The organism is Pseudomonas sp. UBA6753, from assembly GCF_002453565.1.
GTDB classification, from domain to species: Bacteria; Pseudomonadota; Gammaproteobacteria; order Pseudomonadales; family Pseudomonadaceae; genus Aquipseudomonas; species Aquipseudomonas putida_Z.
This window is the reverse complement of sequence record NZ_DKHD01000032.1, coordinates 44,257-58,904: the sequence shown is the minus strand read 5'-3', so window position 1 is coordinate 58,904 and position 14,648 is coordinate 44,257. Positions and strand designations below refer to the sequence as shown.

The following is a 14,648-nucleotide window of genomic DNA, read 5'->3' as shown; positions in this document are numbered from 1 at the left end:
GGGCTGGCGAAGATATTTCACCCCGCATGCGCATCTGCTGACGATTGACGGGTTAGGATAGGCGTCTGTTTTACATTCAGTTTGCCATTGGGAGTCTCCATGAGTGCCGTCACCCGTGCCGCCGTCGAAGGCGTGCTTCGCCAGTACACCGACCCCTACCTGAACCAGGACCCGGTCAGCGCCGGCTGCGTGCGCGCCATCGATATCCAGGGCGGGCAGGTCAGCGTGCAGTTGCAGCTGGGTTATGCCGCAGGGCTGTTCAAGAACGGCTGGGCCCAGGTGTTGCAGACCGCCATCGGCAACCTCGAGGGCGTCAGCAGTGCCCAGGTGTCGATCGACTGCGTGGTGGCCGCGCACAAGGCCCAGGCCCAGGTGCCGGCAATGGCCAACGTCAAGAACATCATCGCCGTGGCCTCGGGCAAGGGCGGTGTGGGCAAGTCGACCACCGCGGCCAACCTGGCCCTGGCGCTGGCCCGCGAGGGTGCGCGGGTGGGTATTCTCGATGCCGATATCTATGGCCCCAGCCAGGGCGTGATGTTCGGCATCGCCGAAGGCACTCGCCCGCAGATTCGCGAGCAGAAGTGGTTCGTGCCGATCAAGGCCCATGGCGTGGAAGTCATGTCCATGGCGTTCCTGACTGACGACAACACGCCGATGGTATGGCGTGGCCCGATGGTTTCCGGCGCGCTGCTGCAGCTGGTGACCCAGACCGCCTGGGACGACCTGGATTACCTGGTGATCGACATGCCGCCGGGCACCGGTGACATCCAGCTGACCCTGGCGCAGAAGGTACCGGTGGCCGGTTCGGTGATCGTCACCACCCCGCAGGACCTGGCCTTGCTGGATGCCAAGAAGGGCGTGGAGATGTTCCGCAAGGTCAACATCCCGGTGCTGGGCGTGGTGGAGAACATGGCTGTGCACATCTGCTCGAACTGCGGCCATGCCGAGCACCTGTTCGGCGAAGGCGGTGGCGAGAAGCTGGCGAGCCAGTATGGCGTCGACCTGCTGGCGTCGTTGCCGCTGTCGATGCTGATCCGCGAGCAGGCCGATAGTGGCAAGCCGACGGCGATCGCCGAGCCGGAAAGCCAGATTGCCATGGTCTATCAGGAACTGGCCCGCCAGGTGGGCGCGCGGATCGTGCTGCAGGAAGCTGCTGCGCCGGCGATGCCTAGCATTACCATCAGCGAAGATTGACCTGTCAGATCGCGTCGCTCTCTTCGCGGGCTTGCCCGCTCCCACAGGGACTGCACAGCATTTGAAGCTTGTGTTGTACCTGTGGGAGCGGGCAAGCCCGCGAAGCAGGCGACTCGGTCTTTCGGCCAGGCATAAAAAAACCCGCCAGAAGGCGGGTTTTTTGAAAGCTAGGAAGCTTCGATCGACTTAGGCGATCTGAACTTCTTCAGCCTGCATGCCTTTCTGGCCGCGGGTAGCGACGAAAGTAACAGCCTGGCCTTCTTTCAGGGTTTTGAAGCCGTCAGCTTGGATGGCTTTGAAGTGCACGAACAGGTCGTCGCCCGACTGAGGGGTGATGAAGCCGTAGCCTTTCTCATCGTTGAACCACTTAACAACACCGGATTGACGGTTGGACATTTTTCTGTCTCCTTGGACAATTTGATAACGGTCAGGAAAAACCCTGGCCGGGACTGAGCGCAAAGAGAGCAGAAAATTCAGCGATGGGCCGATCAGGATCGTGCATCAAACTAGAGATTCTCGGTGTCACGTGCAGCACAGTGGCGCCACCTTACCCCACTTTCCGCAACCTGCCAATGGTCAGAAGGCGCTTTACGCAAATTCGGATCGACGGCGGCTGCAGCCCCCGCCCGGCGCGGGATGAGGCATGGAACTTTAACCTGGGCGCTGGGACCGGTAAGATGCGCGTCTCGAATTTTCACCTCGCAACTCTTCAGGACACCCCGCCATGAGCATCAAATCGGACAAGTGGATTCGCCGCATGGCGCAGGAACACGGCATGATCGAACCGTTCGTCGAGCGCCAGGTGCGCGGCGAACAGGACAGCCGGGTGATCTCCTTCGGCGTCTCCAGCTACGGTTACGATGTGCGCTGCGCCGACGAATTCAAGGTGTTTACCAACATCAACTCGGCCACCGTCGACCCGAAGAACTTCGATGCCGGCAGTTTCGTCGACATCAAGAGCGACGTATGCATCATCCCGCCGAACTCCTTCGCCCTGGCGCGCACCGTCGAGTATTTCCGCATTCCGCGTGATGTGCTGACCATCTGCCTGGGCAAGAGCACCTACGCCCGTTGCGGCATCATCGTCAACGTCACCCCGCTCGAGCCCGAGTGGGAAGGCCATGTGACACTGGAGTTCTCCAACACCACCACGCTGCCGGCGAAGATCTACGCCAACGAAGGTGTGGCCCAGATGCTGTTCCTGCAGTCCGACGAAGAATGCGAAGTGTCGTACAAGGACCGTGGCGGCAAGTACCAGGGCCAACGCGGCGTCACCCTGCCGCGTACCTGAGCCGACGAGCGCGGGGAATTCCCCGCGCCTTTGGCACTCCAACTGGATAACGCCGGTGCGCATGATGCGCAGTGGCCTTGTCAGGAGCAGCCAATGAAACTCCACCCCGCAATCAGTGCCAAGCTGGCAGGTCTGCAGCCCAACCACGTCGGGTTGCTGCCATGGTCACTGCTGGCACACCCGCTGCCCATGCAGGCGGGCGGCGTGCCCCACCAGCCTGACCCGGATACCCCGCAACCGCCGGAGCCCGGTGAAACACCACCCATGGAACCGGGCGAGCCAACCTTGCCTGATGAGCCTCCTCCGGCGCCTGTAGCCTGAGTTAACTCCGCTAGAGCGCCCAGACACGGTCTGCCCCTGCCAGGTACACCCGGCTGGCGCTCGTGGGCGTGATTTCCCACCCCCCGGTGAATTCACCGAACGCCGGCAACAGGCTGACCTGGCCATCGATCAGGAAGCAGGGCAGTCGCAGGCGTTGCCGAGCCTTGCCACGCAGTACAAATACCGGATGTACATGGCCTGCCAGTACCGGGTGGCTGGGGTGCGGTTCGGGTTCGTGCTGGAGCGCGAAGGGTTCCAGCAGCCAGGGTTCGTTCATGACTTCTATTTCGAGCGACACGGGTGGATCACCGGCGTTGCGATCATGATTGCCGCGTATCAGCACGATTTTCAGGGCCTTGTGCCGTTCCCTCCATGTCTGCAGCCTGGTGAGCGTTGCTGGCGCCCGCGCTGTTCGTGCATGCAGGAAATCGCCAAGAACGATCAGTTGCTCGCAATCATGCGCGGCCAGCAATGCATCCAGGCGCTCGAGTGTCGCTTCGGTGGTGCCGCGTGGCACCGGTTGGTGCAGGGCGCGATAGCTTGCTGCCTTGCCGATGTGCACATCGGCCACCAGCAGGGCACGACGGGCCGGCCAGTAGATGGCCTTGTCCGAAAGCAGCCAGAGCACCTGGCCATGGTGTTCGATGGATAGAAAGTTGGTCATTTCGTAGCGTCCGCCGCACTATTCAGCTCTGCGACCATCCTGGCAATCCGGTCCGCCAGTTTCTCGGTGCTCAACGTTTCGCGCATGCCTTCCACCAACAAGGCAAATGCCAACGGCCCGGGCCGCTCAAGCTGTCGCAGCTCCAGCCGTAACTGCCCCATTTTCAGCAATTGCCGGTGCAGCCGCTCGATCTCCAGTTCCTCATTCAGCACTTCGTCCCGAGCCTGGGCTAGCAGCAAGTTGCCGGCGTCGTGCTTGCGAAATACCTCATAGAACAACCCGCTGGAGGCCTGGATCTGCCTCAGGCTTTTCTGCGCCGCCGGATACCCGCCAAACACCAGCCCGGCAATCTGCGCGATCTCGCGAAAACGGCGCAATGCCATTTCTCCTGCATTGAGGCTGGCCAGCACATCCTCCAGCAGGTATTCGGTACCCAGCGCCTGTGGCAGATGCGTTGCCCAGTCCACGTTGCCCGGGCTGAGCAGTTCGAACCCGTAGTCATTGACGGCAATCGAAACCGAAAGCGGCTGCACGCGGCTCACTCGCCAGGCAATCAGGTTGGCCAGGCCAAGGTTGGCCATGCGTCCGGCGAACGGGTACAGGAACAGGTGCCAACCCTGGCGCGACTTGAAGGTCTCGGCCAGCAGCTTGCCGGGGGTGGGCAGCGCCGACCATAGCGCCTGCAAGGTCAGCAGAGGGCGCACTGCACGCATCTCCGGGCCTTGGAAGCGCCCTTGGGATGCTGCGCCAAGCTGTTCGACCAGTGCGTCGGCCAGTTCGCTGGAAAGCGGCATGCGGCCACCATTCCAGCGAGCGACCGCTGCCTTGCGCGGTGCTGCGGCGTACGTAGGCGGTCATGTTTTCCACGCGCACCAGTTCCAGCACTCGCCCGGCGAACACCAAGGTATCGCCAGGGCGCAAACGGGCAATGAACGCCTCTTCGACGCTGCCCAGCGCCTTGCCTCCACCGCCCTTGCTCCAGTACTTGAGCTGCAGGCTGGCGTCGCTGACGATAGTACCGATACTCATGCGGTGGCGACGTGCCAGGCGTTCGCTGGCAACCCGGTAAGCACCGTCGGCCTGGCGCTCGACGCGCTGGTAGTCCGGGTAGGCGCTGAGTGAACTGCCGCCATGGCAGACGAAGTCCAGCGCCCATTGCCACTGGCTGTCGCGCAACTCGCGAAAGGCCCAGGTGCTGCGCACTTCGGCCAGTAACTGCTCCGGGTGAAAGCCACTGCCCAGGGCCATGCTGACCAGGTGTTGCACCAGCACGTCCATGCACAAGCGCGGCGAATGACGGGCCTCGATGTGCCCGGCTGCCAAGGCCTGCCTGGCGGCGGCTGCTTCCACCAGTTCCAGGCTGTGGGTGGGCACCAGAGTAACCCGGGAGCGCCGCCCCGGCGCGTGGCCGGAGCGCCCGGCCCGTTGCACGAGGCGGGCAATGCCCTTGGCGGAACCGATCTGCAGTACTCGCTCCACGGGCAGGAAGTCCACCCCCAGGTCCAGGCTGGAGGTGCAGACCACTGCCTTCAGGCTGCCTTGCTTGAGGCTGCGCTCGACCCAGTCACGGGTATCGCGGGCCAGCGAGGCATGGTGCAAGGCAATCAGGCCGGCCCAGTCGGGGCGTGCTTCGAGCAGGGCCTGGTACCAGAGTTCGGCCTGCGCCCGCGTGTTGGTGAATACCAGGCAACTGGTGCTGGCATCGATCTCCCGGCTGACCTGGTCGAGCATCTTCAAGCCCATGTGCCCTGCCCAGGGGAAGCGCTCGATGGCCGTTGGCAGCAGGGTATCGACCTGCAGCGGCTTGTCTTGTCTGCCTTGTACAAGCAAGCCGCCTTGTGGCAGCAATACGTCCAGCGCATGTTGAAGATTGCCGAGGGTGGCGGACAGGCCCCAGGTCGGCAGGCTCGGGTGCCAGTGGCGCAGGTGGGCCAGCGCCAGTTGCAGTTGTACCCCGCGCTTGTTGCCCAGCAGTTCGTGCCATTCGTCCACCACTACCAGGCGCAGTGTGGCGAAGTCTTCGCGAGCTTGTGCCCGGGTCAACAGCAGCGTAAGGCTTTCAGGGGTAGTGACCAGTACGCTGGGCAGGCGCCGTGCTTGCCGGGCACGTTCGGCGCTGCCGGTGTCGCCGCTGCGAATGCCCACGCTCCAGGGCAGGCCCAGGTCGTCCAGCGGCATCTGCAATGCGCGGGCGGTGTCGGCGGCCAAGGCTCGCATGGGGGTAACCCACACCACCTGCAAGGGTGCAGCATGACGCCCCTGGGCTTCGGCCTTGAAGGCCCGCAGCGCGGCGAGCCATACCGCGTAGGTCTTGCCGGCACCGGTACTGGCATGCAGCAAGCCGGATTCGCCCCGGTCCACGGCCGCCCATACACGGCGCTGGAAAGCGAAAGGCTTCCAGCCACGCTTGGCGAACCAGGCCTTGGCGAGGTCGGTGGCGGCGGGCATGGGGCATAGGGTCCTTCGGTGGCTTTGTTTCTAGAGACAACCAGCCAGGCGCAATGGTTTTACCGAATCAGTTTGCCAGCAGATAGCCGCTGCGGCACACCTGCTCGCCTGCGACGTGGGCGATGACCATGCCTGCGGTAGCCATGCGCCGTACGTTACGTGCATACAGCAGGCCGGGCTGGCTGTTGCGGATGGCCGTCACCCGGTCGCTGAGCGGGTCGATGACTTCAGCGATCAACTGGCCCGCCTCCAGGTGCTGGCCTGGCCGGGCGTGGTACACCAGCAACCCGCCCAGTGGCGTTATCACCGGTTCTACTGCGGCCAGCGGCGTGGCCGAGCAGCGCAAGGCGGGCAGGGCCGGGCTTGCGCCTTCGATGACCCCCGCATGGGTAAGGAAGTCGAGGATCGCCTGACAGTCCTTGCTGGCCAGGTCATGGCTGACATCGGCCTGGCCGCGCAACTCGACGGTTACCGAGCAGCAGCCCAGCGGAATCGGGAACCGTTTGCCGAAGCGTTGTTGCAGCTGCCACCAGACCAGGCTGAAGCATTCATCGAACGACTGCCCGCCCGAATCGGTGGCCAGCAGGCTGGCTTGGGCACCCAGGTAGCGGGCCAGCGGTTCGATCTGCGGCCAGGCGTCTGGCGTGGTGTACAGGTGCTCGACCGCCTCGAAGTCGCAGTGCAAGTCCAGCACCATGTCGGCATCGCAGGCCAGGCGCTGCAGTATCAGGCGTTGGGCCTGCAGCGGTGTGCGCGCCGGGTGTGCGTCCAGCCCCCGGCGCAGGTATTCGCGGATCAGCGCGAGGTTGTGTGCCGGGTCTTCGGTCAGGTGTTCTTCGATCTGGTCGCCGATGCTGTCGGAAAGGTCGACGAAGTTACGGTTGAAGTTTTCGCCGCTTTGCAGTTCGAAACGCCCCAGCGGCGCGTCCAGCAGCACTTGTTCCAGGCCGACCGGGTTGGCCACCGGCACCAGGATGATCTCGCGCTGCAGGCGGCCTTGCTGTTCCAGTTCACCCAGGCGGCGCTTGAGGTGCCAGGCCACCAGCATGCCGGGCAGCTCGTCGGCATGCAGCGAGGCCTGAATATAGACTTTGCCGCCACTGCGAGGTCCGAAGTGGAAGCTGTGCAACTGGCGGGTAATGCCCGGAACGGGCGAGAGCAGGTCGTGAGTTGAATGGTGCATGGTGGTCCTGGGTGCGTGGCGAAAACGGTCTGCGACACAGTCGGCACAGAGATGGAAGCACAGTTTTCGGGCTTGCGCCTCCTTCGATTGCGCCCCGATTACCGCGTCGGCTTCTTCGCGGGCGCGCCCGCTCCCACAAGGAACCTCACAATCCTCGGGCCTGTGATGAACCTGTGGGAGCGGGCGAGCCCGCGAAAAAGCCAACGTGGTATCGAATTGGTTTCAGGCCAGCAGCGCCTGCAATGTAGCCAGGTCATCCGCTTCTTCCACTGGCTTGTCCAGCCGCCAGCGCAGCATCCGCGGAAAGCGCACGGCAATGCCGCTCTTGTGCCTCCTGGACAGCGCGATGCCCTCGAAGCCAAGCTCGAACACCAGCGTCGGCGTCACGCTGCGCACCGGCCCGAAGGTTTCAACCGTGGTCTTGCGGATGATGGCGTCGACCTTACGCATTTCTTCATCACTGAGCCCCGAATAGGCCTTGGCAAAGGGGACCAGTGCCCGACCCGGCGTACCGGCTGGCGCGTCCCACACGGCGAAGGTGTAGTCGCTGTACAAGCTGGCCCGCCGGCCGTGGCCGCGCTGGGCATAGATCAGCACGGCATCGACGCTGAATGGGTCGATCTTCCACTTCCACCAGATGCCCATGTCCTTGGTGCGCCCCACGCCATACAACGCCTCGCGCTGTTTCAGCATCAGCCCTTCCACCCCCAGGCTGCGGGACTGTTCCCGCTGGCAGGCAAGGTCGGCCCAGTCCCGGCCTTCGAGTAGAGGCGAGAGCAACACCGGGGCCAATGGGTGCTGCTCAAGCACGTGTTCCAGCTGTTGGCGGCGTGCATGCTGCGGCCGGCTGCGCCAGTCCTCGCCTTGCCATTCCAGCAGGTCGTAGGCCTGCAGCACGACCGGCGCGTCGCTCAGCAGCTTCTTGCCCAAGGTCTTGCGACCCAGGCGCTGCTGCAACATGGCAAAGGGTTGTACAGCCAGTTCAGCCGCTGAGCCGCCGGGTTTCCACACCAGGATCTCGCCATCGAGCACGACACCGTCGGGTAGCGTCTGCGCCAGGCTGTGCAATTCGGGGAAGCGTTCGGTGACCAGTTCCTCACCGCGTGACCAGACCCACAGTTGGCCTTCGCGCTTGACCACCTGGGCGCGAATGCCATCCCATTTCCATTCGATCTGCCATTCGCTTGGCGGCCCGAGCAGTGCATTGAGCTGTTCGGTTGGTACCTGCAGGGGGTGGGCCAGAAAAAACGGGTAGGGCTGGCCGCCACGCTGGCTATGTTCATCGTCTGATTCCGGGGCTATCAGCCGTTGATAGCTGGCTGCCGTCGGGCGGTGGCTGATGTCGGTGTAGCCAACCAGGCGCTGGGCCACGCGTTTGGCATCCAGCCCGGCCAGTTGCGCGAGGGCGCGAGTGACCAACAGCTTCGATACCCCCACGCGAAAGCTGCCAGTGATGAGTTTCAGGCAGAGCATCAGGCTGGGGCGGTCCAACTGCGCCCAAAGAGGCGGCAGGCGTTGCTGGATCTCCTCGACCGGCAGGCCACGCAATGGCAACAGATGGGCTTCGACCCAGCGGGCGAGGCCGTCGTCGCCAGGGTGGTGGCTTTCCGGTACCAGCAGGGAGATGGTTTCGGCCAGGTCGCCAACGGCCTGGTAGCATTCCTCGAACAGCCAGTCAGGCAGCCCCGCCAACCTGCCAGCCAGCTCCCGCAGCACGCGTGTAGGCACCAGTTGGCGAGGGCGGCCACCTACCAGGAAGTACACCGCCCAGGCGGCATCCACAGCCGGGGCGGTGCTGAAGTAGTCGCGTAGCGCCGTGAGCTTTGCAGTGCTGGAGGTGGTCGCATCCAGCCTCAGGTACAGCTCGGCGAATGCCTTCATGCGTCTGGCTCCGCAGCTACCACGTCATCTTCCTCGCCGTACTCGGTCACGAAGGCGCGGGCATCGAGGCCTTGTTCGATAAGGTAGCGCACCAGCACATTGACCGAGCCATGGGTGACCATCACGCGTTCTGCGCCAGTCTGGCCGATGGCCCAGAGCAACCCCGGCCAATCGGCATGGTCCGAGAGCACGAAACCTCGGTCTACCCCGCGCCGGCGGCGGGTGCCGCGCAACAGCATCCAGCCACTGGCAAAGGCATCGCTGTAGTCGCCGAAACGGCGCATCCAGCTGCTGCCACCCGCCGAAGGCGGTGCCAGGACCAGTGCCTGGCGCAGCAGCGGGTCGTTGCGTGGGATATCGCCGACATAGCGGGTTTGCGGAAGGTAGACGCCAGCGTCCCGGTACACCCGGTTGAGTGGTTCGACAGCGCCATGCACGAGGACAGGACCAATGTTGGCGTCCAGCCCATGGAGGATTCGCTGGGCCTTGCCGAAGGCATAGCAGAACAGCACGCTGGCTTTGCCCTGTTCGCTATTGGCGCGCCACCAGGTATTGATGCCGGTGAAGATCTCGCCCTGGCTGGGCCAACGGTAGATGGGCAGGCCGAAGGTCGATTCGGTGATGAACGTGTGGCAGCGCACCGGTTCGAACGGCGTGCAGGTGCCGTCGGGTTCCACTTTGTAGTCGCCGGAGGCGACCCAGACCTCGCCCTGGTACTCCAGACGCACTTGCGCCGAGCCCAGTACATGCCCGGCCGGGTGCAGGCTCAGGGTTACGCCATGGTGCAGCAGGTGTTCGCCGTACGGCAGGGTTTGCAGGTTGATGTCCTGGCCCAGGCGGCTGCGCAGGATGCCGGCGCCTGGGGCGGCGGTGAGGTAATGGCGGTTGCCGACGCGGGCATGGTCGCCGTGGCCGTGGGTGATGACGGCACGCTCCACTGGCCGCCAGGGGTCGATGTAGAAATCACCGGGCGGACAGTACAGGCCTTCGGGGCGGGCGATGACGAGGTCCATGGTATGGGCGCTGGTGGCCGACGTTCTTGTTAGGAGCGCGGGAATGTCATGAGAGTTCGAACGTTTTAACAAGCGAAATGGACTACTTGCCATTCAGAAATGCCGAACCGCCTTTTGCGGTTAACTGTGTCCTCAGGTCGAGGACCTAGGGTTGAAATCATGAACGGTTTAGGGGAGCACGTGATGGTATTCGAATATCCGGTAGTCGTTCATCTGGAAGACGGCAGTGTCTGGGTGAGTTGTCCCGATGTGCCTGAGATGGCCTGCGCAGGTGACACTTCGGAGGAAGCTCTGTTCGATGCCGTGGATGCCTTGGAGTCCGCACTTTCGTTCTATGTGGATCAAAAAATAGCTATTCCGCTGCCTGCAACACCAACCGAAGGTCAACCCGTCGTACGTCTGCCAGCCCTGACCGCCGCGAAGGCAGCGTTGTGGAATACGATGGTTGCACAAAAAATCAGCAAGACCGAGATGGCGCGCCGACTTGGAGTGAATCGTCCCCAGGTCGATCGTCTGGTCGATCTGCTGCACCGTTCCAAGATCGAGCAGGTCGAGCATGCGCTGCACGTGTTGGGACAGCGGATCGAGCTTTCAGTCGTTGCTGTTTAGTGCATAGCCCAAGCCGCCACAGGTGGCGGCTTGATTGAGAGGTTTACTTGCCGGGCACCAGGGTCAAACGCTGGTTGCCATACGCCCGCCCGAAGTTCTGCTGCTGCAGTGGCAGGCTCATGAAGCGCCCTTTGAACCAGGCATCCAGCCCATCGCTGTAATGCGTGCTGGCCGGGTTGCCGGATTGCCCGCTGCTGGTCAGCACCTGCAATGGCTCGGCCTGGCCGAAGTCGACGATCATCCGCGCCGAGGCCGGCAGGCGGGTGTCGAAGTCACTGCCCCAGGTGTATGGCGTCAGGGCCAGGGTGGTGAAGTCGCCACCGGCAGCCAGCGGCGAGCGGCCAAGGGCGTCGCCCAGGCCATGGTAGGCCGGTGCAGGCCAGCGGTACTGGTGCAGCTTGCCCCACTGCCAGGCGCGGCGGTCGGCGCCCAGTTGCGCGGTGCCGGCATCCACCGCGCCAGCCAGGCTGCGGGCGAGAATGGCCGGCTTGTCTTCTTTCTGCGGCGTGCTGCGGTCATCCCAGAACGGGCTGTCGTCGCGGCCCAGCAGGTGGTCGGCCTGCGCCGAGAACGACAACCGCGCATTGCTGACGAAAGCCTGCCAGGCCGGGCCGGATTCCGGGCCCAGGTCGTCGAGGAAGGTTTGCCGGGCCACTTCCTGGAGGAACAGTTCGTACAGTGCGGCATCGGCCGATACCGGGCTCAGGCGGCCATCGAAGGCCTTGAGCCGGGCCAGCGCGTCGCGGGCCTTGTCGCGCTGTGCGGCGGGCAGGGCGTCGATCGCCTGCTTGAGCGGCTGGGCCATGCCCGGGGCGTCGAACATCTGCTTGAGCTTGTCGGCCAGCAGGGTGGTCTGGTCGTTCTGCAGGGCCATCAGGCTGCGGCTGTCGTGGCGGCCATTGCCGGCCAGCTGGGCCAGGCGCTCGGCGCGCTCGGGGTAGTACCAGGTGCTGGACAGCTGCATGCCATAGCCACGCGGCAGGCTGCGCTGGTTGGCGTGGCCGATCCAGCCGGCGGGCGGGTCCTGGTCGTAAGGGTGCAGCATCGGGTCGGCATAGCCGTCCCAGTCGTAGCGCCCGTCCCAGCCCGGCGAGGGCAGCAGGCCCTGGCCTTCGCGGCGGTTGGGGTAGCGGCCACTGACTTGCCAGCCGATGTGCTCGGGTTCGGCGAAGACGAAGTTTAGGGCGGCGGCGGTCACTTCACGGGTGCTGTCGAAGGCACGCTCCACGCTCTTGGCACGGGTCAGGTCGAACAGCGCATCCAGGCTGCGGTCGCCCTTGAACTGTGGCAGGTTCAGCGCCAGGCCCAGGCTGGCATTGCCTGGCTGGGCCAGCAGGGTGCCGTGGCGGGTATCGTACATCACCTCGCGCAGCGGGCGCTGGCCGCGGACGAAGAAGGTTTCGCTACGGGCGCGGGCCGGCAGCCATTTGCCGTCGGCCAGGTAGCTCAGCTGGCTGCCCTGGTGGCGCAGTTGCTCCAGGTACAGGTCCTGGTTGTCGGCCATGACCGCGCTGCTGCTCCAGGCCAGCTTGCCGTTGTAGCCGGCCAGCACGATCGGCAGGCCGGGCAACGACAGGCCGGCGACCTGGTACTTGCCGGTGTGGATCTGTACCGGGCTCAGGGCCCAGGCGGCTCGGCTGTCGCTGGCCAGCAGGCTCTTGCCGCTACGGCTGCGCTGCGGCGCCAGGGCCAGGTTGGCCGAGCCCGGGCTGCCCAGTAGGTCAAGGTCGGCCAGCTTCTGGCTGGCAGCTGCCAGGGCCGGTAGCCCCGGCAACTGGCTGGCGAGGTTCAGGCCCTTGAGCTTGTCCACTTCGGCTTCGGCCAACGGCTCGTCCGGGGCACCGGGCAGCAGCCAGGCCAGCTTGTCGCTGCCGGCTTTCTGCGCCAGGGTCAGGGCGCTCAGTTCTTCCTGCAGGTTCACCGACTGGCTGAACGCATACAGGCTGAAGATCAGCGCCGAGTCTTCGGGCTTCCAGTATTCGGGGCGGTAGCCACTGCTGGCCAGGCCGGCGGGCAGCTTGTCGCGGTAGCGGAACAGGTAGGCGTTGACCCCGCGTGCATACACTTCGAAGAAGCGCTTGAGCCGTGGCGACGCGTCGGCGTACTGCTGGGCGGCGCTCTGCTTGAGGTTGGCCGCGCGCATCAGGCGGTCGATGTCCAGCGCGTCGCTGCCGGCCAGCTCGGCCAGGCGGCCTTGCGCCAGCAGGCGCATGGCGACCATCTGCTCGATGCGGTCGCCGGCATGCACATAGCCCAGGCTGAACAGGGCGTCATGGAAGCTGCTGCTTTCGATCAGTGGTGCGCCCATTGCGTTGCGCCGTACCGAGACGTTCTGCGCCAGGCCCTTGAGCGGCTGCACGCCGCTGGTCGGTGGCACGCTGCCCTGGTAGCCGCCCGTCTGGCAGCCGGCCAGCCCGAGCATGCCGAGCAGCGTGGCAGCGGTTGCGAACCGCGGGCGGAATGGAGGAAAGGCGGAGGCGGCCATGACAAGGGCTCCTGCAAGGCGTGGCGGGTTTCGAAAGGCGCTAAGGTAGTGAGCGCGCAGGCGCCGTGCAAGGTCCCTGGGCGGTTTATTTGCCAGTGCCGACTCAAACCTTGAAATGTTCGGCCACGGCGTCGGAAAAGTGCGTGCAATTGATGCGAGCAAGGCGTTGATAGTCACGGCTGACGGCAAAGGCCGAGCCTGGCATCAATAGCACCTTGTGCTGTTCCAGGCGACGCATGAAAGGCTGCAGGTCGGCCAGTTCGGGGTGGTAGACCCACAGGAACATGCCGCCTTGGGGCGTTATGTCGAACTGCCAGCCACGCGCCCGCAACAACTGCTGGGTCTGCGCCTGCTGCCGGATCAGGCGCTGCTGCAGGTCTTGCATGTGCCGGGCATAGGTGCCGTCGGACAAGATGGTGTTGACGAAGCGTTCGCAAAACGCCGGCACCGCCACGCAGGTCAGCAGCTTCAGGCGCGTCAGCGGCTCTATAAGCTCTGCCGAGCAGGCGATGTAGCCCACGCGCAATGAAGCGGACAGGCATTTCGAGAAGCTGCCGATGTAGATGACCCGCTCAAGGTTGTCCAGTTCGGCAAAGGTCTGGCGCACACCCGGGCTGAAGTCGCCGTAGACATCGTCCTCGACCACGAAGAAGTCGTGTTCCACCGCCAGGCGCAGGACGCTGAAGGCATTGTGCGGGCTGATGTTGCCGCCGGTCGGGTTGTGGAAGGTGCTGTTGCAGAAGAACGCCTTCACCTTGTGCCTGGCCAGGTGCTCCTGCATGTCTTCCACGCTTGGTCCGTCCTGGGTTCGGCGCACCCCGACCACGTGGCCGCCGGCCAACTGGATCAGTTTGATCAGGTTGCCGTTGCCGGGCTCGTCGACGAACACGTGATCGCCTGGCTTGATCAACAACCGCGCCACCAGGTCCAGCGCTTGTGTGGCGCCCAGCGTAGTCAGCAACTGGCTTGGCCGGGCATCGACACGGGTCAGGCGTTTCAGGTGCACGCACAGCTGTTTGCGCATGGGCAGGTAGCCCTGGATGTCGCCATATTCCGCCAACGAGCTCTGCTCCAGCCGCGCCGTGCGCCGAATCGCCTTGGCCAGCAGCTCGGTGTCACGCCAGGCGGGTGGCAGCCAGCCGCTGCCCAGTTTGATGTAGTGCTGGCCCCCCTGCAGCAGCTTGAACAGTGGGTCGCCGGCCATGCCTGCGGGCGCATCCACTGCGCCGGTTTGCCGTGTGTGGCTGGCGACGAAGTAGCCGCGGCCAGGAATGGCAGTCAACACACCTTCGCTGACCAGCCGGGCATAGCTGGAGACGACATCGTGGTAGCTGCAGCCAACCGCCGCCGTCAGCTTGCGGATGGACGGCATGCGCTGGCCGGGCAGCCATTCGCCGGCTTCGAGGCGCTGTTTCAACTGGTCATGAAGGCTGTGCGGGCGCATGGCGGGTCCAGCAGCTGTTAGAAAAAACAGCCTAACAGTTAACCGGAAAGCGCGTCGACTGTTCGAATTTCAGGGCACGGCAGATGCGACCATGCACCTGTCGGCAGCTTTCCCA

At 64.4% G+C, this 14,648-nt stretch carries 11 protein-coding genes and 1 pseudogene; 4 read left to right on the top strand and 8 right to left on the bottom strand.

The window, feature by feature from the left end; all coding sequences use genetic code 11:
• The first annotated feature begins 99 nt into the window (after positions 1-99).
• Positions 100-1,194, top strand: a complete 1,095-nt coding sequence (gene apbC / locus B2790_RS11980) for an iron-sulfur cluster carrier protein ApbC (protein WP_016713757.1) — start codon at positions 100-102, stop codon at positions 1,192-1,194.
• A gap of 186 nt (positions 1,195-1,380) precedes the next feature.
• Here apbC and B2790_RS11975 read toward each other — a convergent pair whose 3' ends face one another.
• Complete coding sequence (locus B2790_RS11975; protein WP_003254922.1) at positions 1,381-1,590, bottom strand: cold-shock protein; 210 nt, start codon at positions 1,588-1,590, stop codon at positions 1,381-1,383.
• Positions 1,591-1,918: 328 nt separating this feature from the next.
• On the opposite strand from B2790_RS11975, the gene dcd reads away from it, so the two are divergent.
• Together dcd and B2790_RS11965 are read left to right on the top strand one after the other, a co-directional pair.
• Positions 1,919-2,485: a dCTP deaminase gene (dcd, locus tag B2790_RS11970; RefSeq protein WP_003258001.1), complete on the top strand. Its 567-nt coding sequence runs from the start codon at positions 1,919-1,921 to the stop codon at positions 2,483-2,485.
• A gap of 93 nt (positions 2,486-2,578) precedes the next feature.
• Positions 2,579-2,806, top strand: coding sequence for a hypothetical protein (locus B2790_RS11965; protein ID WP_003254918.1), 228 nt, complete (start codon positions 2,579-2,581; stop codon positions 2,804-2,806).
• A gap of 10 nt (positions 2,807-2,816) precedes the next feature.
• Here the strand turns inward: B2790_RS11965 and pdeM are convergent, their stop codons facing one another.
• The 5 genes and pseudogenes from pdeM to B2790_RS11940 form a co-directional block, all read right to left on the bottom strand.
• Complete coding sequence (pdeM, locus tag B2790_RS11960) at positions 2,817-3,470, bottom strand: ligase-associated DNA damage response endonuclease PdeM (protein WP_274120314.1); 654 nt, start codon at positions 3,468-3,470, stop codon at positions 2,817-2,819.
• Positions 3,467-5,918 (bottom strand): annotated as a pseudogene (locus tag B2790_RS11955) (ligase-associated DNA damage response DEXH box helicase). The gene pdeM and the pseudogene B2790_RS11955 overlap by 4 nt, the downstream one beginning before the upstream one ends.
• 67 nt (positions 5,919-5,985) lie before the next feature.
• Positions 5,986-7,101 carry a succinylglutamate desuccinylase/aspartoacylase family protein gene (locus B2790_RS11950; RefSeq protein WP_286918906.1) on the bottom strand — a complete coding sequence of 372 codons (1,116 nt, stop codon included), beginning with the start codon at positions 7,099-7,101 and terminating at the stop codon, positions 5,986-5,988.
• 222 nt (positions 7,102-7,323) lie between these two features.
• The gene (locus tag B2790_RS11945; RefSeq protein ID WP_286918905.1) at positions 7,324-8,982 is read right to left on the bottom strand and encodes an ATP-dependent DNA ligase; all 1,659 of its coding nucleotides are present in this window, start codon (positions 8,980-8,982) and stop codon (positions 7,324-7,326) included.
• Positions 8,979-9,995 (bottom strand): ligase-associated DNA damage response exonuclease, encoded by a 1,017-nt coding sequence (locus tag B2790_RS11940; protein ID WP_286918904.1) that lies wholly within the window; start codon positions 9,993-9,995, stop codon positions 8,979-8,981. The genes B2790_RS11945 and B2790_RS11940 overlap by 4 nt, the downstream gene beginning before the upstream one ends.
• 183 nt (positions 9,996-10,178) lie before the next feature.
• On the opposite strand from B2790_RS11940, the gene B2790_RS11935 reads away from it, so the two are divergent.
• Complete coding sequence (locus B2790_RS11935; RefSeq protein WP_038408384.1) at positions 10,179-10,604, top strand: type II toxin-antitoxin system HicB family antitoxin; 426 nt, start codon at positions 10,179-10,181, stop codon at positions 10,602-10,604.
• A 43-nt stretch (positions 10,605-10,647) separates the two neighbouring features.
• Here B2790_RS11935 and B2790_RS11930 read toward each other — a convergent pair whose 3' ends face one another.
• Positions 10,648-13,089, bottom strand: a complete 2,442-nt coding sequence (locus B2790_RS11930) for a penicillin acylase family protein (RefSeq protein ID WP_286918903.1) — start codon at positions 13,087-13,089, stop codon at positions 10,648-10,650.
• 103 nt (positions 13,090-13,192) lie between these two features.
• Positions 13,193-14,533: a PLP-dependent aminotransferase family protein gene (locus B2790_RS11925; RefSeq protein ID WP_274079432.1), complete on the bottom strand. Its 1,341-nt coding sequence runs from the start codon at positions 14,531-14,533 to the stop codon at positions 13,193-13,195.
• Positions 14,534-14,648: the final 115 nt, after the last annotated feature.